This window comes from Candidatus Amarolinea dominans (genome assembly GCF_016704685.1).
Classification (GTDB): Bacteria; Chloroflexota; Anaerolineae; order SSC4; family Amarolineaceae; genus Amarolinea; species Amarolinea dominans.
On record NZ_JADIZS010000036.1, the window covers coordinates 1 to 18,077 of the forward strand.

An 18,077-nucleotide genomic window follows, 5' to 3' on the forward strand; every position below is an offset into this window, starting at 1 on the left:
TAATCGCCTTCGGGCGATTGAAAATTGTGACATTTGTCAGGTATGCCCCCCCTCGGTAAAATGCGACAGGCATTGACCGCAGTCAGGGAGGGTGACAAATGGTACAGACAACCACGAGTGATCGGCTGGTGGAGAAGACTCCGGAGGCCAGCTTTCTTCATGTGCTCCAAGCAGAGTTCAATTTATCGTTGCGCGAGGCGCGTGAGGTAGTGAGTGCAGCGCAGGAACACCTGGGGCTGGATCGTGCGACAGACCAGGTGCGGCCAGGCCAGGTGCGACTGGTGGTAGCGAGTCTGCGAGCGCCTTTTGGGCCGCCATTGTGCGAAACGGACCGCACGACGGTGACGTTGACGGTGGATGCGGGTGCAGAAGACGCCAAAGTGCTGGCTAAGGAGGGGCGAGTAGGGTTGCGCCAGGGCCGCATCCTGCGCCTGGTGGACGAAGCGCTGGATCAAGGCGGGGTGCTGACCGAAGAAGACCTGGCGCGAGTGTTGCAGGTGACGCTACGGACGATCATTCGTGACATTCAAACGTTGAAAACGGCGGGGCACGTGGTGCAGACACGCGGGCAGGTGAAAGGAACGGGGCGAGGACAGACGCACAAGGTGCGCATCATCGAATTGTGGCTGGATCGGCAGGGTTACGACCGCATTGCGCTGTGGGCGCATCATTCGGTGCAGTCAATCAAGCGTTACATCGCAGCGTTCCAACGGGTGGTGACGTTACACCGAGAAGGTGCGGCAGCGACGCAAATTGCCTTTCTGGTGAGTCTATCGGAGCGGTTGGTGGGGGATTACCTGGCGCTGTACGAGCGGATACAGGGGGAAAAGGAGCGGCTGGCGAAATTAGAAGAGGAGCTGGTGCGGGTCAACGGGCCGGTAGACCTGGCAAAAAGGGGGGCTCTGAGAGCATGAGCCGGGTAAATCCGTATGCGAGTATCGAGAAACGAACCTTCCAAGCAGCGCTGATCCATCTGTTGGAGAGTGAATACCGCATCGTGGGCAGCCATCGCATTCTGAGAGTGCTGGCTGAGGATGTCGAGGCATTGGTGGAGCAGTTCTACCCGAAGGCTGAGCGGTTACACAGCGGGGATTTGATCTGGACATGCACCGGAGACGAGGGACACAAGGCGCAGCCAGGGAAGGCGACCGAGGAGTACAAGACGGTGACAGTGGTGTTACCGCTGCTGGCGCCGGAAGAGTGGCAGGAGCGCGTGGAGCGGTGTGGTCGGGAACAGGCCGGAGCGCGTTTACAGGCACGTCATCGGCGACAGGTTGCGCGACTGGTACGGACGGCGGCCGAGCAGGGAGGGCTATTGACCGTGGCTGAGTTGAGCGTGATTCTGGGGATCGGGATGGATCGGGTGCGCAAGGCAGTAGCAACGGAGCAAGCGGAGACGGGGAAGCCGTTGCCGCTGAAGGGCTACAAGATGGATCAGGGCAGTCGGCCGACGCACAAGGGAGAGATCATTCGGCTGCACGAGCAGGGTTTGGAGGCGCCGGACGTTGCGCGGGAGAGCGGGCACTCACTCAAGAGCGTTGAGCGCTATTTGAAAGACTATGAGCGGGTCTGTTTGCTGCTCAAACAGGGTTTGGCGGTGGCTACGATCAGTGTTATGATTGGTCGTGGGCAGAGTGTGGTGCGAGAGTACGTGGCGCAGGCGCAAACGTATCATCCAGAATTGTTTACTACGACGACCGAGGGTAGTTAGGGTATACTGACATATGTCACAAACGTAACTCTTCATCCTGACTTATCCATGCCTGAGCCATGGTCGCAAGACAACTAATCGCCTTCGGGCGATTGAAACCAGGCACCACCAGCCGTTGTCCCTTTGCCGGCGGGTCGCAAGACCACTAATCGCCTTCGGGCGATTGAAACACCAGCGAGCCTCACCGTGGGCAGTGAAGCCCAGGTCGCAAGACCACTAATCGCCTTCGGGCGATTGAAACCCGGGGCCGGGGACGCAGGCCCCGCGGCACAGCCCGCCGGTCGCAAGACCACTAATCGCCTTCGGGCGATTGAAAAAGACAGGCGGCGCGACTGTCGGCAATTGGCCCGTCGCAAGACCACTAATCGCCTTCGGGCGATTGAAAACTCGTGTCATCAGAGACGACCGCAGGTCAACAAGGTCGCAAGACAACTAATCGCCTTCGGGCGATTGAAACCGTCACTTTCGTCAGCCGCCGGATCGAGGTGTTCGGGTCGCAAGACAACTAATCGCCTTCGGGCGATTGAAACCAAAACCTTGCGTCGGCCTCCGGGAGTCGCCATGGTCGCAAGACCACTAATCGCCTTCGGGCGATTGAAACCAAAGGCCTCCAGCCAAGCCCTTGGGACCAGGTCGCAAGACCACTAATCGCCTTCGGGCGATTGCTTCGTGAAGCGGCTGATTTTGCGTTATGGTAAGTAGTGGCTTGCTGGTTGGGTCGAGAGAGGTGTTTCGGGGTCAATTTAGGCTTCAGAACGGGGCCAATCGCTCAATTTTTCCCGTCATCCGAGCATCTTTCTCGCCTTCGGCCGGTCGAAGGGCGCAGTACGCCCTGGGTCAGGCTGTCGGCACGGCGGGGGGAGCTTGGGCCTGGCGTTGCAAGCGACGAAGCCACTGGCGGAGGTTGAAGGCGGTGGCACACATTTTGGCCTGGAAATCGCACAAGAGACGACCCCGGCGATGGGCACGGCGTGCGCCGTGGTAGCGGACGAGGTTGGCGATGATGCGCTCAACGGTCGAACGGAGCTTGAGGTCCAGACGGAACTGGGGGGTTTGGGCATAGGTGCGGGCTTTGGCAAGGATGGAGCGATGGTCGCTGATGAAAACCTGGCGTATGTGGGATGCGGGGACCTGGTCGCCCCGACATTGAGCGAACAAGGGACAGTCGGCGCATTGAGCGGGCGTGAAGCGAAAGCTGCGTCCGTCGCCACTTTGGGAACGGTAAGCAGTGGTGCTGACCCGACCGCGGGGGCAAGTGAGGGAGTGATCATCGGGCGATAAGGTAAAGTCGTCAGGGGCAAAGCGTTCGCTGCGCTGGTCATAGGGCATGAGAGGCGCAACGAGTTGAGTTTGACCGTCGCTGGCCTTGTCAACGTCAGCGTGGTGTTTGCCGGTGCCGGCCGCTTTGTCATAGATTAACTTGACGGGCATGAAGTCGTGATACTCTTGCTGAGCGGTGAGCAAATCAGGGATGGCCACGGGGTCTGGTTGGCTGCCGGTATCAGCCCTGATCTCACGAATGAAGGTATCGGTGGCGGCGAGGTTGACGTTGTATCCGAAGTCCGTTTTTTCGCCATGCACGCGGAAGGTGGCATCGTAATCGGTGGTGCTGGCGATACGATAGGACCCCTTCTTGTTCTTGGGTAACTCCTGCACGCTGGTAATCTCACCGGCCTCGTTACGGGTAAGGGTGGCATGGTCGGGTCCGCTCTCGAATGCGGCATAACCCACGAACCACTTGACCAGCAGATTCCAGTGTTTTTGTCAAACGAAAAGTAGGCCAAATGATGATCGAAAACAGGGCCAGTGGCGCTGCTTGGGGTGTGGCAGAAGACCAATTCGTGCAAATTAGTGAAATTCGTGGCAGAGAAAGCTGAGCGGATTTTTGCCACGAATTTCACGAATTGACACGAAGGTAGAAACTCGATTCGTGCAAATTAGTGAAATTCGTGGCAGAGAAGGCTGAGCGGATTTTTGCCACGAATTTCACGAATCGAAACGAAAAGATCCTGGAATTCGTGCAGATTAGTGAAATTCGTGGCTACTTGCGTCCTGCAACGGCAACATGACCGGGCGCCGGGGTCAATTCTCGCTCCTGCGACCCGCACACCCCGCTCTCCGGCAAATTGTCATCTCGTCTCACCTGTGTTATACTTGCCCTCACGTCAAACAAGTTGAAATTTCTCGCCCCAGGCCCCGTTGTAACACTCTTGAGACACGCACAAAACCAATCAGTCAATCAGATGCCCAACTCAAGCACGGGCACCACCTCTTTGGTAACGCCATCGAGTCACGCCGCGCCTCATCTGCCCGCGCGCCGCCGCGCCCCACCCAGTATCCTGCTCACCGTCATTCTACTGGCGCTGGCAACCCTGGGCTGCTCCGCGGGCGGCGCCTTGTCACTCCTGCCGCAGCGCGGCCACGGCCACCCCAACCGTCACCGCCTCCGCCGGCCCCACGCGTGTGCTGATTGCCACCTTTACGCCGACGCCCTACGTGCCGCCCACCGTCACCCCAACCCCAACCGTGCCGACGGCGACGGTGACACCCACCGACACCGACACGCCCACCGCGACGCCGGAACCGCCACGCCCACCCCAACCCCGTTGCCCTGGCGCAACCGCTGGCAAAGGACACCAACGCACGCAGCGGCCCCAGCGCCGATTACCCCATTGTAGGCAAGATCCGGCCAGGCGCCACCTATGACATCGTCGGGCGCAATGACGACCCCCGACCCCAACCAACGCTGGTGGTACATCTGCTGCGTCAAGGGACGCCGCGCATGGGTCAAGGCCGATCTCGTGACCATCAACGGCGATGCCGCCGGCGCTCCAGTCAGGCAGGAAGGGCCTGCGCCCACCCCACCTGGACCTGGACGCCCACCTGACCCCAACCGTGACCTCGACACCGGTGCCGCTCTTCTACCGCGCCATCGGGCCGCAGTTTTACCTGACCAACAACACTTTCCTCAAAATCTGGGTCAAAGTCTTCTTCGCCAACGGCGACCCCATGCCCGGCTATCAACTAAAATTGTTCCGCCGCGAGGGCGTAGGTCAACCCATCGGCACGCCCACGCCGGTTTGGACCGCCACCTGGACGCCAACTCCAACCGGCGTCTGGACCCCCGCGCCCACCGCCACGCCCACCGGCACGCCCGATGTGTCCCAATCGCCCTGGACGGACATCAGTTCCGCTGACCTGTCCAAAGACGTCTTCTCCTGGTCGCAACCGCCCGGCTTTGGCGACCGGCAGGCGTTCAATCTCGAATACACCCTGTTTGCGCCCGGCAATGGCACCTACATCGCCTACCTGGCCGACACCGGCGGCCATCCTGTTTCCGAGCAGATTCCGTTCACCACGGACGCGGCCAATCCTTACCGGGAGGTGTACATTGGATTCCGCCACATCCGCTGAACACGGTACGCCGGCGCAGAATCGCCGCACCGCCAGACACCCGGTCGCCTTACCGCCGGACAGCGTCGCCTGGTCGCTGTCCTGACCCTGGCCCTCGTCGCGCTCTTGGGCACCATGGGCTGCTCGCTGACCAGCCTGATCCGGCTCTTTCCGCCGCTGACACCCTCGCCGACACCGATCGCCTTTCTCACCCCCGTCCTGCAGCCGACCTTCACGCCCACGGTCCTGCCGCTTACCGATACGCCGTTTCCGCCCACACCCACCATCACGCCGACGGCGACCGATACCCCCACGCCTGGCCCCACACCCACCGCCACTTCCACCGGTGAGCCAACCGCCACGGCCACGCCCGGCCCGATGATCCTGGTGCCGGTGGCTGAGCTGAACGTACGCACGGGCCTGGCACCGACTACCCCCTGGCCGGAACCATTCGCCAGGGCGAAACTTACGACATCGTCGGTCGTTCGGCTGACTACGCCTGGTGGCGCATCTGCTGCCTGTCCGATGCCAGCCTCGCCTGGGTCACAGCCAGCCTGGTGCAGGTCAGGGGTGATGCCACCGATGTCGAAGTAGTCACAGTGGAACCGCCGCCAGCGCCGACCTTTACGCCGGCGCCGCCAACCCTCACGCCGACCATCACCCCGACGGCCACCGAAGCCGTTGGCTTCGACGTCGAAGGCATCGAGGAATTCCCCAACTGGGGCAACAACTGGCTCAAGGTAGGTGCGCAAATCAAGGCCAACAACGGCGCGCCGCTCTGGGGCTACCGCCTGATGTTCGTCCTCGAGGGTCGAGGTCAATCATGGGTCAGCCCGCAGGTTTCTGACAGCAGTTGGGGCTATTCCGCGCCCAATCGGCTAACCCCCCTGCCCGACGCGCGCCTGGTCAACCTGCAGTTCGACACCAACGGCTTTGCCGAGCTGGGTGATAACGTCTGGCAGGTCTACGTGGTGGACGGCAGCGGCGCCCGTCGTGAGTCCAGCATCGTGCGTCTCTACACCAGCGCCAGTCAACCCAAGTGGTATCACATTCGCTTCAAGCGCCGTTTCTGAAGCGATTTGGCGCCCGTCATGGCCTTGTGCTATACTGCGCGACAATACTCTTCCCCCCTTCTCCTCTCCACACAGTGGAGAGGAGAAGGGGCCGGGGGATGAGGCGAGGCCGCATTTTCATCGTTAACCGACGCGATATCTTGTTTTTCACGAGAGGAGCATACCAGTCATGCCATTACCGCGCTACCGCGTTTCTCATCCCCTGGCCTGTGCGCTGTTCTTGATCGTTGGCTGCACCGCACCCGGCGGCCAGTCGCAGCAAACGGTTTCCCGCAGCGCACGCTGGTGCCGACCTTCACCCCGACTGCGGCCAAGCCCACGGCCACCCCCTGCCCCCGGAACCGACAGCCGTTCCGCGACACCTACACCCGCAGAACCGTCCACCGCCACGCCGCTGCCCGCCACACCAACACCGCTGCCCAAACCGCAGGCGGTCATCACCCTCAACAATCTCAACATTCGCAGCGGGCCGTCAACCAGCTATCCCAGCATCGCGCGCGGCGCCGCGAATCAGCGTCTGGAAATCACCGGGCGCAATGCCGACAGCAGTTGGTGGCAGATTTGCTGCGTCAACAGCAAGAACGGTTGGGTTTCCGCTCAATATGTGCGCGTCGAGGGCAATGCCGGCGCCGTCGAGGTGGTCAAAGACGTCGCGCCGCCCCCCACGTCGGCGCCGCAGCCCACCGCCCGGCCACGGCCAACCGCTCAGCCAACCACCCCACCGGCCGCGGCCACCATCTTCGTCCAGACTGGCCTGGAAATACGCGACGCGGATGACACCAACTTCGGCATCGTCACCTTCTGGGGCCGCCTGGGCAAAACCGGCGAAGCCACGCCCTACAGCGGCGGCTACAAGCTCCGGGTCAGCGCGCCCTCCGGCACCCTGGAAGTCCCGTTCGGCGCCACCTGGCAGAACGCCTACCCCGGTCAGTCCAGCGAATTCAAATACAACGCCAAACTCGAACTCCCGCGCACCGCGGGCGCATTCCGCGCCGTCGTCATAGATGGCAGCGGCAAGGAAGTCTCCGATGTGATCAGCGGCAACCTCAAAGACAGAACGCACGATGTTCTGGTCACATGGTGGAAACGCTGATTCACAGAACGGCATTGCCTACGGACGACGTTCGCCCTGCACCCCCGGGCAAACGTCGTTCGTTTTGGCGCCTGGCGAGCGAACAACTCTCACCGGCCGGTCGTGCTTTCATCCTCAGTGGTTTACTCTTGCTTGGCCTGGCCCTGCGCGTCCAGCGGCTCGATTTTCAGCCACTCTGGTGGGACGAAGGCTACAGCGTCTGGTTTGCCACCCACACGTTGGGCGACATGCTCGCCCTGACCGCACAGGACATCCACCCACCGCTCTATTACGCCCTCCTGCACGCCTGGATCGCCCTGCTCGGCCCGGCGCCGCACACGCTGCGCCTCTTTTCGGTCTACGTCAGTCTGCCGGCCATTGCCCTGATCCCCGTGGCCGCCCGGCGCCTGTTGCCCCGCCCGCGTCCGGCCACCGCGACCCCGGCCCTGGTCGCCGCGGTGCTGGTGGCGCTCAACCCGTTTCATCTCTACTACAGCCAGGAAATCCGCATGTACGGCCTGGTCGGCAGCCTGGCCCTGCTCTACTTGATCCTGGCCGCGCCCTGGCTTGGCCCAACCGCGCCGCGGCCGCGCACCCCCCGCGCATGTGTGGCCCTGACTCTGGCGACGGCCGCGCTGGCCTACACTCAGTATTACGCCATCCTGCTGCCCCTGGGCGCTTTCCTGGTCGTCCTTTTCAACCGGATCAAGCGCCGCGGGCAGAGTAGCGCGACGCCTGACCCCAGCCTCCGCAGCTTCATCGGTGCGCACCTGGCCGCCGCGTTGCTCTATCTCCCCTGGGTAATCTACGCCGCCCCCAAACTCACCACCTACGTCGCCTACAAAGTGACCCAGGACGCCGATACCCCGCTTTCACTGGCCGATTACGTTGCCCGTCACCTGACCGCATTCCTCATCGGCCATGCCGCGCCCGCCGGGCTGGATACACTCGCCCTGCTCGCCCTGCTCATCCTGCTCGCCCTGCTCATCCTGGTCGGGCTGAGCGCGCAACGTTCCCACGGCAGCCCTCCGGGCCTCTCGCTGCTGGCCGTGGCACTGGCTTGCGCATTCCTGCTCAACCTGCGCTTCCCCTTCGCCCCCTTGCGCGGTGAACGTCTGCTCAGCGCGCTTGCGCCCGCCTTCTGGCTGTGGCTGGCTGCGGTCATCGCCCCAACAACCAACCCATCGCCGCCTGGCCGCAGCGCCCGCCTGCTCCGCACCGCGCTCAACCTCAGCCTGGTGTTAGTCACTGTGCTGGCGTTGATTCGCTTCTTCACCATCCCGCTACGCCAACGACGACTATCGCCCCCCTGATCGCGGAAATGGCCGCGCGTGGCAGCGCCGCCGATGTGGCCTTCTGCGTCTATCCCTGGCAAGTTGGCTATCTGCGCGGCTATCTGCCTCACGGGCCGCAAGCGCTTCTCAGCCCTTCCGCAGCCTGGGACGATTCAATCAGCATTTCGCTACACGAGAGGCTCCGGCAGGGGCAACAGGTCTGGTTTCCCGCGCACCTCAGCCTGGGCGGCATCCTGGAAACGCAAATCGAGGCCAGCCTGATGCAGCAGGGTTTCCCGGTGCTGAATCGCTGGATCAGCCCAAGTACGCGCCTCACACTGTTCGTGCCGCCCGCAAGCGCAGGGCAAACCGCGCCCGGCGCACGCTTCGGCGCCTGGCTCACCCTGACCACCGCGCAGGTGAGCAGCCAGCCCGTGGCGGCCGGCGCCGGCGCGCTCCCCATCAGCCTGACTTGGCGCCTGTCCGAACATCCGCCCGCAGGCGGCGCCTGGCAGGTGCGCCTACGTTTGAGCGATCGCCAGGGTGTCACCTGGGCGCAGCGCGACAGCGCGCCGGCCAACGGTCAACGGGCCTTCGACCAATGGGAACTCGACCGACCGGCCGCAGATCGCCACGCGCTGTGGATTCCCGCGGGCACGCCGCCGGGCCGCTATGACCTGCGCGTCCAGGTGTACCAACAGCAAGAGGGTCAGGCCGACCGCCCGCTCGACATCCTGAATGCGCAAGGCCAGGCGCAGGGCGTTGAATGGCTGCTGGCCCAAGTGGAGGTTGCACGGCCACAGCCGCCTCTCGACCCGGCGCGCCTGACGATCGCGCAGCCACGCAACCGGCGATTGGGATCGGCACTGCGCTGGCTGGGCTTCGAGCTGGCGGCCGGCCCCTGGCGACCGGGCGACGATCTGCCGGTCAGCCTGGCCTGGCAGGTGACCCAGGCGCCCGCGTATGACTGGCGGGCTTTTGTGCAAGTGCTGGACGCCCGCGGCGCCGTGACGGCTGCCTGGGAAGGCCCCCCACTGCCTGATCTGCCAAGCCAGCAATGGCAAGCCGGCGACCTGCTGCGCACGCCGCTCATGGTGCGCCTGCCGGTCGCGCTGGCTGACGGTCGCTACCGACTGATCGCCGGCCTGTTCGACCCGGTCAGTGGTCTGCGTCTGCTCCCGACCGGTCAACGTGACGACTACTTGACTGTAGCCACGGTGGAGATCAAGAACCGGCCCCATCAGATGCAGGCGCCGGCGCCGGCGATCGTGCAGGTGGCGCAGTTTGGCAAGCAGGCGCGCCTGCTGGGCTATGACCTGACGCCGACCGCGGCGCGGCGCGGTGATTCCGTCATCCTGACGCTATATTGGCAAGCCGGCGAGCCATGGGCGCGGCGTGCCAGTGTGTTCGTACACCTGTTGGCCGCGGACGGGCAGACGGTCACGCAGGCGGACAGCGAGCCGGGCGCAGGAAGTTTGCCGACGACCGGCTGGCTCAGCGGCGAGTATCTGACCGATCGTCATGTGCTGCGCTTGCCGGACTCGCTGCCGTCAGGCGCCTATGATGTGGAAATTGGCTTTTACTTCGATGACCACACGCGCCTGCCGCTGATGGGGCCTGATGGACTGGCGAGGGCTGAGCGGCTTGTGCTGAACACAACACTCGTGATAAAATGACAGCAAGCGCGTGCAACTTCGTGCGGCGCCGTGCGTAATGGTCATCGCGGCGCACTAGGGTGTATGAAACAAAGGAGTACGAAAATGACAGAGGAAAGCAAGACAACGGACAAGACCACGAGCGGCGGTGTGCCACCCAAGGGTGACCTTTTTGCCGAATTGAATCAGATGGGACAAAAGCTGGGCGCGGCCATGCAGACCGCCTGGGAAAGCCCGAAGCGCAAAGAACTGAGCGACGAAGTCCACGACGGGCTGATCGAGTTCGGTAAGCAGGTTGACGCAGCCGTCAAGACGGCCCGCGACAGCAAGCTGGGTGAAGAAGTACGCGAGACGGCCGAGAAGGTGGTGGATGAAGTCCGCCAGAGCAAGGTGCTCGACGAGATCCGCGACGGGATGCTGGTGGGTCTCAAGCAGATCAACGCACAGTTGGACAGGCTGATGGGGCGCATGACGTCGAAGCCGACCGACGCCCCGGCGGCCCGGGCCACGGAAACCGCAGCGGCTGAGACAGTCGAGGTGGTGGAGGCGCCGGCCACATGGCTGCAAGATGCCCTGGATGCCGAGGCGGCAGCCGGCGGCGCGCCGAAGAGCGATTGACCACCTGAGCAATCACCCATGTACAAGGAAAGCGGAACATCGAAGGATGCTCCGCTTTCGCGTTCAAGTCAATTTGCCAAATCTCCCGCAGTTCCTGTAGGTCCGGTCTCCTGGCCGGACGACGTTGGACGAGGGAAGCAAGCTCTGCCGCGGAGGCCGCTGTCACGCCGGAGACGTGACCTACGGCTTGGGCCTGTCACGCGACAGACGGCGTTGTCACGCCGGAGGGGGGCGTTGTCCGCCGGGAGACGTGACCTACGGCTTGGGCTGCGCCCCAGCGGTCGTTGCGCCCAACCGGCAGTTGAACAAACTGTCATCAGTCTGGCGCTGCGTGTTCCTCGATTTTCATCTTCTTCTCAACCAGACGTGAGATAATTTGCCAAATGGCCCGCAGGTGTTAGACTTGCGAGCATTCGATACCCATTCGTACGTACCGAAAGGATTTCCATGACTCTGCGTTTTCCACGCCTGCTTCTGATCCTCACTATCCTGCTGATCGTTGTGCTGACCGGCGGCGCGTTGGCTCAATCCACATCGCCATCCCTGCGCCCGGCCGCGTTACCCCTGGCGCACACTGAGGCTCCACGAACACTAGACATCCTGGGGCAGATCGGCGGCCCCAGCTATGCGGTGGACGTCGTCGGCGCCTATGCCTATGTCGGCATCGGCCCGCGCCTGGTCATTCTCAACCTCAGCAACCCGGCCAACCCCACGATCGCGGGCCAGAGTGCAGTTCTACCGGACATCGTGCGCGCTGTGCAGGTGGTCAACGGCCTGGCTTATGTGGCGGACGATTACAATGGCGGCCTGCAGATCATCTCCGTCAGCAACCCAACCGCGCCGGTGATTGTCGGCTCTTACAACACGCCAGGCGCGGCCTATGGCGTGGCCGTGGTTGGGACGACGGTCTACGTGGCCGACGGCAGCGTGGCCAAGGCGCTGCGCATCATCGAGGTGAGCAATCCGGCGCAGCCCATCCTGCGCAGCAGTATCAGCCTGATCGGCGATCCACGCCAGGTTGCGGTGGCCGGTGATCTGGCCTATGTCGCGGCCGGTTACAGCGGCGGCCTGCAAATCATTGACGTTGCCAACCCGCTGTCACCGACGCTGCGCAGCGTGCTCGATACGCCTGGCGCCGCGTCCAGGGTGCGCCTGGCCGGCGGCCTGGCCTACGTGGCCGACGGTGAGCGCGGCCTGCAGATCGTCAACGTGGGCAACCCGGCCGCGCCGGTCATCCTCGGCAGTTACGACACCTACGGCGCGGCCACGGCGGTCAGTGTGGTGGGAACGCTGGCCTATATCGCTACCGGCCTGCCCAACGGCGGCGTGGAAATCGCCAATGTGGCGAACCCGGCCGCGGCGACGCGTCTCGGCGTCTATTATGGCAACAGCGCAGCCAATGATATGGCTCTACTTGGCTCGATAGCCTACCTGGCGAACCAGGACGGCGGCCTGACCAGCGTCAACGTGGTCAGCGCCGCCAATCCGACGGCCCTGGGCACGCTGCGTGCGCCCGGCGCGGCGGCGCGTGTGGCGGTATCCGGCAATCGTGCCTACATCGCCGCCAACAACGGCGGGCTGCATATCGTTGACATCAGCAACCCGGCCGCGCCCGCGCGCCTGGGCGGCCTGGACACGGTTGGCACTGCGCTCGGTGTGGCGGTCAGCGGCAGCCTGGTGTACGTGGCCGATGGCTACGCGGGCCTGCAGATCATCAACGCGGGCAATCCGGCCAACCCGCTGCTGCTCGGCACATATGATTCGATCGGTTACGCCAGCAGTGTGCAGGTGGTGGGCAACCTGGCCTATCTTGCTGATGGCTATAACGACGGCTTACTCATCATTGATGTCAGCAACCCGGCCAGCCCCGTGCGCCGTGGCAGCTACAATACCCCGGGCTACGCGGTGGACGTGGCCATCGCCGGCAGTCTGGCCTTCGTGGCTGAGGGCAGCACGGGCGTCTTGCAGATCATTAATGTCAGCAACCCGATCCTGCCCGCGCTGCGCAGTCAACTGGCCGGCTTTTTCAACGCCTACGCGGTGGCCGTGGAGGGCAGCATGGCGTATGTGGCGGAGGGAGGCAACCTGCGCATCGTAGATGTGAGTAACCCGGACAGCCCAGCCTTGCGGGGTTCATACAACACGCCCGGGTGGGCTGTCGGCGTCGCGGTGAGCAACAACCTGGCCTACGTTGCGGACGGCCGCGGGGGCGGCGTCCAGGTCATCAACGTCAGCGCGCCCAGCGCGCCGCAGTTCTACGATGGTCTCGCCATCCAGGCCGGTTATGCCACTGGCGTGGCCGTGGTGGGCGACCTGGTTTACCTGGCGGACCAGGAGGGCGGCCTGTATGTGCTGCGGCGCACGGATCCGCCGACCCCGACGCCGACGAACACGCCGACGATTACGCCGACCGCTACCCGCACGCCCACGCGCACCGTCACACCGACGCGCACGGTCACACCGACGCGGACGGTAACGCCGACTGCCACGGCCACCAGTTCACCCACGCCGAGCGCGACCCCTTCGCCGACCGCAACGGTGACGCCCACCGATTCGCCGACCGCGACGGTGACGCCCACCAGTACGCCATCTGTGCGGCTGCGCTATTTCCCCTATCTACCGTGGCGTGGGCGTTAGTCGCCAGCCTGGCCGGCACGCGCGCAACCGCGTGCGCCGCTGACGTTCAACGCGGTGACCCACATGCCTGAAATGGCGTCAAAAGTAAATGAAACGTCGCACGTTCCCCCGCCAAATTATGTGATGAAGGAGAATCAATCGTATGGCAGTTCGTAGTGCACAAGCAACCTGGAATGGAACATTGAAGGAAGGCAACGGCACGATGAAGGTGGGCAGCGGCTTTTTCGAAGGGCCGTTCACCTTTGCTTCACGCTTCGAGGAAGGTAAGGGCACCAATCCCGAGGAATTGATCGGCGCGGCTCATGCGGGCTGCTATTCGATGTTCCTGTCGGCCCTGCTGACCAACGCGGGCTTCAAGCCGAACCGCATCAACACCACGGCCACAGTGTACCTGGGCGCCGGTCCGACAATCACGAAGATCGAATTGAACACCGAGGCCGATGTCCCCGGCCTGGACGAGGCCACCTTTGCGGAAAAAGCCGCCGCGGCCAAGCAGGGTTGCCCGGTGTCGAAGGCCCTGGCCAGCGTAGAGATCGAACTGACCGCCCGCTTGCTGGCGTAACCCGACCCGTTTGCTGCGGGTCGGACCCCTGACCAGGACGAGCCGGGGCTTACACAGAGACACCACGGCGCCAAGATGCTCACTCAGTCCTTTGTGGCTTTGTGTGAGAATTCATCGAAAGAGCCGGGTCGGCAGGAGTTTTTCCTGCTGGCCCGGCTCATTTTTCAGACAAATTATGACTGCATCCGGCGGCGGCTACGCCTGCTTGACGATCTCAGCTTCGATGTTGATGTTGACGTTGTCGCTGACGAGCCAACCGCCTGTCTCCAGCGCCACGTTCCAGGTCAGGCCCCACTCCTTGCGGCTGATCTTGGTGGTGGCCGTGAAGCCGGCGCTGGTAGCGCCCCAGGGACTTTTGGCGATGCCGTTGAAGTCCACATCCAGGGTGACCGGCCGCGTCAGGTCACGGATAGTCAGGTCGCCGGTGATGCGGCCGCGATCCGCGCTCAGCACTTCCATCTTGGCGCCCTTGAAGGTCAGCTTCGGAAAACCCGCCACATCCAGGAAATCGGGCGACTTGAGGTGACCGTCGCGCTGCGCATCGCGGGTGTTGATGCTGGAAGCATCAATCTGCACGTCCAGGGCGGAATTCATCGGGTTCTTTTCATCGAACTCGACGACGCCGGTCACGTTTTCGAACGAACCATGCACGTTCGAGATCATCATGTGCCGCGCGGAGAAAACGACGCGCGTGTGTGAAGGGTCAATTGTCCAGGCCATAGTTCCAAGCTCCTTGTTGTCAGCTATGTTATTTAACATTGATTTACTCATGATTGAGTAATTTAATGTTAAACGATTTTGGCAACAAAAGGCGTGATTTTGATTACATTATGGGAATAATCTACGACATCGCCCCATCTTCGACGCGGGAGGGCGTCTGCTCACGCGTCGAAGCGGCAGCGGGGCGGCCGAGTTTGCGGCAGAGCGCGCCCAGGGTGCGTTGTTCGTCTGGGGTCAGGCTGCTCATTTCCTCGCAGATGGCCGCGGCGTGGAGTGGGAAAATGCGGCCAATGACTTCTTCGCCGGCCGGAGTGAGCGAAACGATGACCATGCGGCGGTCGTTGGCGTCACGCTCGCGGCGCACCAGGTCATTCTTCTCCAGGTTGTCAATCACCATCGTGATATTGCCGCTGCTCTTCAAGATCTTGCTGCCGATCGTGTTCTGGCACATCGGGCCGAGATGATGCAGCGCTTCCATGACCGCAAACTGGGTCGGCGTCAGCTCCGCGTGCGTGCCACGTGCATGTATCCGCGTCATGAAGGAGTCTGACGCGCGCTGCAGCTTGATGAACGTGTCGAGGGCCAATACCTGTCCCGGATCGCCTTCGAAATGCGTTGGCATACCATTTCACCTCAAATAATTTGATGTTGAAATAGTAGCACAAAAAATTGGCTTGTCAAGTGGCATTCTGGTGGATGAGTTCAAGTTGACGCACTGTCTCCCGAAAAGCATCCAGGATGTATTCCCACTCGAACCACGCATCGCCATCGCCCAGCTCGCCGTTGTTGAAACGGCGGTCCTACTCTATGTTCACCATTCCGATATCTGCGCCAGCAATCGGTATGGTTCCCGGCACATGCATGACTACCCTGTAGACCCCGGCCGGAAGGTCAGCCGGCAGGGTCAGGTCGAGCTGGCCGCGCACGATTTCGCCTGGCTGCCACTGTGATGAGGGATAGCCGGCGCTCGCCAACGGCCCCGCTTCGCTGACCACCTGGCTGCTGGCCGGGCCATCGAGGCTGACGGTCATCTGCTGGCCCTGCATGGGCGTAGCCACAGCTTGCCAGAAAAGATCGAGGTGCAGGATGTCGCCGCGGCGCAGCGGGGTTTCCGGCGCATGGCTGAATCCGCGCGGGTAGTGGTTGTAGCCGAGGAGGATGACATCGCCAAGCTGCCGGTCAACGACGGTTTGCATGGTGAAGGCTGCCCGCGGCCAGGGCGCATCCGGCCGGGTGACCTCGATGAGGCCCAGGTCAACAAAGTCAGCGTCTGAGGTGCGCAGGCGAACGCCGGTTGCGGCGTCGTACAAGCCGGCAATCAGGCGATAGCGGCCGGGCGGCGTGCCAGGCGGAATCAACAGGCCGTGGCGGTCCTCGATCACCTCGCCGGGCTGCCAGGTGGAGGTTGGCCGGCTCTCCCCCGCGGGTTCGGCGTCACGCTGCGCCCACACCTGGTCCGCGCCGTCGAGGAGCTGCAGGAAGACCTTGTAGCGCTGCGCGGTAGCGGCCTTGACTTGCCAGCGCAGGGTGATTTCCAGCACCTCACCGGACGGCAGCGCGGGGACGCTCAGCGCCAGTCCGGCCAGATCGGCCAGGGGGGCAAAGGTCACGGCCAGCGGCTGCATGGGCGCTGTGGCCTGCGGCAGGCTGTAGATGACGAAGCGCACGTTGCCCTGCCAGGCGTCCTGCACCTTGTAGGCATTTTGATCGAGCCAGGTCTCGACGATGCGCTGCGGATCGCTTTCATCGGTGGCCCAAAAGAGCGCGTAGACGCGGCGCTTGCCAGCCAGGTCGCGTGCCAGCGTGGCGGTGGTCTCGGCGGCCAGCGGCGGACGCTGCGCCGGCAATGCCAGGACAGGGAGATTGCCCCGGTAGTAGTAGGAGAAAACGTCACGCTGGCCGGGCGCATCGAGCAGAATGGCGTCCTGGGGTGTCGCCAGCGCGTTGATGGTGCGCACCATGCCGCGATAATCATCACGGGCAAAGGCAGAGTCGGTGTAATAGACGTTAAGCGCCAGGGCCGCGCCCGCGCTGACGCCAATCAGGCCCAGGGTGAGCCAGGCCAGCGCCAGCCAGGCGCTGCGGGTGGGGGCGGCCCCGGTGACGCGGGGGGTGCTGCGCAGAAGAGCCAGCGGTAGGAGCAGGCCGCGGGCCAGCAGCAGGGCCAGGGCGGGGCTGGCGATCAGTAAGAACTTGAGATAGGCCTCTTTGAACAGGCCGAACGCCAACATCAGGCCGAGGGGCGCCAGCAGCCAAAGGGTCGGCACGACCCAGGCTGTCCAGGCGCCGGGGGGCGCGCCAGGGGTGGCGGCCGGCGGGGGCGCTGCTGCTGTGGGCGCGCCGGGCGCCCCGGCCGGCGCCGCGTGGCCGCAGATCCGGCTTTGCGCGCCGGCGCGGCCGCGGGTTGCACAGGCGGTTGCGCGGCGCGGGCGCGGGCATCCAAAACAACCGGCAGCAAGCCAAGCAGTAGGACGGCCAGCACCGGCCACAACCAGAGCGCTGCGATAGCGTCGGCGGTGGGGCCAAAGGCCAGCAGGCGCAGCGCGTTCAGGATCGCGCCGATGCCTTGCTGGCTGACGGCGGACGCGGGCCAGGCGCGCAGTCGTTCGATGGCAATGCCGGCCCAGGCCCAGAAGCCGAAGATGATGACCAGATGCAGGAAGAGCCAGCGCACGATGCGCAGGCGGCGAAACGGCCGCGCCCAGGTGCTGATGAGCCAGGCGCCATAGACCAGGTTGACCACGAGCAGCATGAGCGGAAACAGGTAATGGGTGTAGAGGCCCAGGATGGCCGTGACCGCGAAGATGAAGCCGGGCGTGGTGCCAATCAACGGCAGTTCGCGCCGGCCTGGCGACACTTCGATCATTTCTTGCTGCAAGAAAACGATAAAACTGGACACCAGCAGCGTTGCCCACAGGGTGAGCAGCGCGTACATGCGCGCTTCCTGGGCATAGTAAATATGAAACGGGGCTATCGCCAGCAGGAAGGCGGCCAGCAGACCGGCCACGCGGCCAAACAGGCGCCGGCCCAGGTCGTAGGTCAGACCGACTGTGGCCGCAGAGGCGAACACCGAGAGGCTGCGCAGTCCGTTCTCAGACAGGCCAAACAGCCTGACCCACAGATTGAGCAGCCAGTAGTAGAGCGGCGGGTGAATGTCGGCCGCGGCGGCCAGGCTGATGTCGCTCCAACTGCGCAGGGCCAGGCTGGCGCTGTTGCCCTCATCGGCCCAGAGGCTCTGCGCATCCAGGCGCCAGAAACGCAGACCAACGGCCAGGGCCACGATGAGCCAGGGCATCCAGGGCGCCAGCCAGCGGTCGAGGCGGCGCAGCGAAAAGGGCGAAGATGAAAAAAGCGTCATGACG

At 63.6% G+C, this 18,077-nt stretch carries 17 protein-coding genes; 12 read left to right on the top strand and 5 right to left on the bottom strand.

What is annotated here, in order from left to right:
* Window positions 1-98: 98 nt before the first annotated feature.
* Together IPF85_RS19650 and IPF85_RS19655 are read left to right on the top strand one after the other, a co-directional pair.
* Window positions 99-914, top strand: coding sequence for a DUF1670 domain-containing protein (locus tag IPF85_RS19650; protein WP_343409760.1), 816 nt, complete (start codon window positions 99-101; stop codon window positions 912-914).
* On the top strand, window positions 911-1,711 hold the full coding sequence (locus tag IPF85_RS19655; protein ID WP_343409761.1) for a DUF1670 domain-containing protein: 801 nt from the start codon (window positions 911-913) through the stop codon (window positions 1,709-1,711). Before IPF85_RS19650 ends, IPF85_RS19655 begins: the two co-directional genes overlap by 4 nt.
* An 837-nt stretch (window positions 1,712-2,548) precedes the next feature.
* On the opposite strand, the gene IPF85_RS19660 is transcribed toward IPF85_RS19655, so the two are convergent.
* Window positions 2,549-3,442, bottom strand: a complete 894-nt coding sequence (locus IPF85_RS19660) for a transposase (RefSeq protein WP_343409762.1) — start codon at window positions 3,440-3,442, stop codon at window positions 2,549-2,551.
* A 512-nt stretch (window positions 3,443-3,954) separates the two neighbouring features.
* Between IPF85_RS19660 and IPF85_RS19665 the strand changes: the two genes are divergently transcribed.
* The 10 genes from IPF85_RS19665 (at window position 3,955) to IPF85_RS19710 (ending at window position 13,995) form a co-directional block, all read left to right on the top strand.
* Window positions 3,955-4,389, top strand: coding sequence for a hypothetical protein (locus IPF85_RS19665; protein WP_343409763.1), 435 nt, complete (start codon window positions 3,955-3,957; stop codon window positions 4,387-4,389).
* Between the two features lie 139 nt (window positions 4,390-4,528).
* Window positions 4,529-5,125 carry a hypothetical protein gene (locus tag IPF85_RS19670; protein ID WP_343409764.1) on the top strand — a complete coding sequence of 199 codons (597 nt, stop codon included), beginning with the start codon at window positions 4,529-4,531 and terminating at the stop codon, window positions 5,123-5,125.
* Between the two features lie 114 nt (window positions 5,126-5,239).
* On the top strand, window positions 5,240-5,698 hold the full coding sequence (locus IPF85_RS19675; RefSeq protein ID WP_343409765.1) for a hypothetical protein: 459 nt from the start codon (window positions 5,240-5,242) through the stop codon (window positions 5,696-5,698).
* Window positions 5,662-6,177 (top strand): hypothetical protein, encoded by a 516-nt coding sequence (locus IPF85_RS19680; protein ID WP_343409766.1) that lies wholly within the window; start codon window positions 5,662-5,664, stop codon window positions 6,175-6,177. The genes IPF85_RS19675 and IPF85_RS19680 overlap by 37 nt, the downstream gene beginning before the upstream one ends.
* Window positions 6,178-6,346: 169 nt before the next feature.
* On the top strand, window positions 6,347-7,270 hold the full coding sequence (locus IPF85_RS19685) for an SH3 domain-containing protein (RefSeq protein WP_343409767.1): 924 nt from the start codon (window positions 6,347-6,349) through the stop codon (window positions 7,268-7,270).
* Complete coding sequence (locus tag IPF85_RS19690; protein ID WP_343409768.1) at window positions 7,255-8,562, top strand: glycosyltransferase family 39 protein; 1,308 nt, start codon at window positions 7,255-7,257, stop codon at window positions 8,560-8,562. The genes IPF85_RS19685 and IPF85_RS19690 overlap by 16 nt, the downstream gene beginning before the upstream one ends.
* An 8-nt stretch (window positions 8,563-8,570) precedes the next feature.
* Entirely contained in the window at window positions 8,571-10,199 is a 1,629-nt protein-coding gene (locus IPF85_RS19695) for a hypothetical protein (protein WP_343409769.1), read from the top strand.
* Between the two features lie 84 nt (window positions 10,200-10,283).
* Complete coding sequence (locus tag IPF85_RS19700) at window positions 10,284-10,796, top strand: hypothetical protein (protein ID WP_343409770.1); 513 nt, start codon at window positions 10,284-10,286, stop codon at window positions 10,794-10,796.
* Window positions 10,797-11,243: 447 nt separating this feature from the next.
* Entirely contained in the window at window positions 11,244-13,433 is a 2,190-nt protein-coding gene (locus IPF85_RS19705; RefSeq protein ID WP_343409771.1) for a hypothetical protein, read from the top strand.
* Between the two features lie 142 nt (window positions 13,434-13,575).
* The gene (locus IPF85_RS19710) at window positions 13,576-13,995 is read left to right on the top strand and encodes an OsmC family peroxiredoxin (RefSeq protein ID WP_343409772.1); all 420 of its coding nucleotides are present in this window, start codon (window positions 13,576-13,578) and stop codon (window positions 13,993-13,995) included.
* Window positions 13,996-14,190: 195 nt separating this feature from the next.
* Here IPF85_RS19710 and IPF85_RS19715 read toward each other — a convergent pair whose 3' ends face one another.
* The 4 genes from IPF85_RS19715 to IPF85_RS19730 form a co-directional block, all read right to left on the bottom strand.
* Window positions 14,191-14,715, bottom strand: a complete 525-nt coding sequence (locus IPF85_RS19715; protein ID WP_343409799.1) for a YceI family protein — start codon at window positions 14,713-14,715, stop codon at window positions 14,191-14,193.
* A 121-nt stretch (window positions 14,716-14,836) separates the two neighbouring features.
* Entirely contained in the window at window positions 14,837-15,337 is a 501-nt protein-coding gene (locus IPF85_RS19720) for a MarR family transcriptional regulator (protein WP_343409773.1), read from the bottom strand.
* A gap of 178 nt (window positions 15,338-15,515) precedes the next feature.
* Entirely contained in the window at window positions 15,516-16,982 is a 1,467-nt protein-coding gene (locus tag IPF85_RS19725) for a hypothetical protein (RefSeq protein ID WP_343409774.1), read from the bottom strand.
* Window positions 16,946-18,073 carry a glycosyltransferase family 39 protein gene (locus IPF85_RS19730; protein WP_343409775.1) on the bottom strand — a complete coding sequence of 376 codons (1,128 nt, stop codon included), beginning with the start codon at window positions 18,071-18,073 and terminating at the stop codon, window positions 16,946-16,948. The genes IPF85_RS19725 and IPF85_RS19730 overlap by 37 nt, the downstream gene beginning before the upstream one ends.
* Window positions 18,074-18,077: the final 4 nt, after the last annotated feature.

Bases quoted from the DNA above. Each gene is read 5' to 3' on its own strand.
- IPF85_RS19650 (WP_343409760.1), top strand. From the start codon at position 99: ATGGTACAGACAACCACGAGTGATCGGCTGGTGGAGAAGACTCCGGAG.
- IPF85_RS19655 (WP_343409761.1), top strand. From the start codon at position 911: ATGAGCCGGGTAAATCCGTATGCGAGTATCGAGAAACGAACCTTCCAA.
- IPF85_RS19665 (WP_343409763.1), top strand. From the start codon at position 3,955: ATGCCCAACTCAAGCACGGGCACCACCTCTTTGGTAACGCCATCGAGT.
- IPF85_RS19670 (WP_343409764.1), top strand. From the start codon at position 4,529: ATGCCGCCGGCGCTCCAGTCAGGCAGGAAGGGCCTGCGCCCACCCCAC.
- IPF85_RS19675 (WP_343409765.1), top strand. From the start codon at position 5,240: ATGGGCTGCTCGCTGACCAGCCTGATCCGGCTCTTTCCGCCGCTGACA.
- IPF85_RS19685 (WP_343409767.1), top strand. From the start codon at position 6,347: ATGCCATTACCGCGCTACCGCGTTTCTCATCCCCTGGCCTGTGCGCTG.
- IPF85_RS19690 (WP_343409768.1), top strand. From the start codon at position 7,255: ATGGTGGAAACGCTGATTCACAGAACGGCATTGCCTACGGACGACGTT.
- IPF85_RS19695 (WP_343409769.1), top strand. From the start codon at position 8,571: ATGGCCGCGCGTGGCAGCGCCGCCGATGTGGCCTTCTGCGTCTATCCC.
- IPF85_RS19700 (WP_343409770.1), top strand. From the start codon at position 10,284: ATGACAGAGGAAAGCAAGACAACGGACAAGACCACGAGCGGCGGTGTG.
- IPF85_RS19705 (WP_343409771.1), top strand. From the start codon at position 11,244: ATGACTCTGCGTTTTCCACGCCTGCTTCTGATCCTCACTATCCTGCTG.
- IPF85_RS19710 (WP_343409772.1), top strand. From the start codon at position 13,576: ATGGCAGTTCGTAGTGCACAAGCAACCTGGAATGGAACATTGAAGGAA.
- IPF85_RS19715 (WP_343409799.1), bottom strand. From the start codon at position 14,715: ATGGCCTGGACAATTGACCCTTCACACACGCGCGTCGTTTTCTCCGCG.
- IPF85_RS19720 (WP_343409773.1), bottom strand. From the start codon at position 15,337: ATGCCAACGCATTTCGAAGGCGATCCGGGACAGGTATTGGCCCTCGAC.
- IPF85_RS19730 (WP_343409775.1), bottom strand. From the start codon at position 18,073: ATGACGCTTTTTTCATCTTCGCCCTTTTCGCTGCGCCGCCTCGACCGC.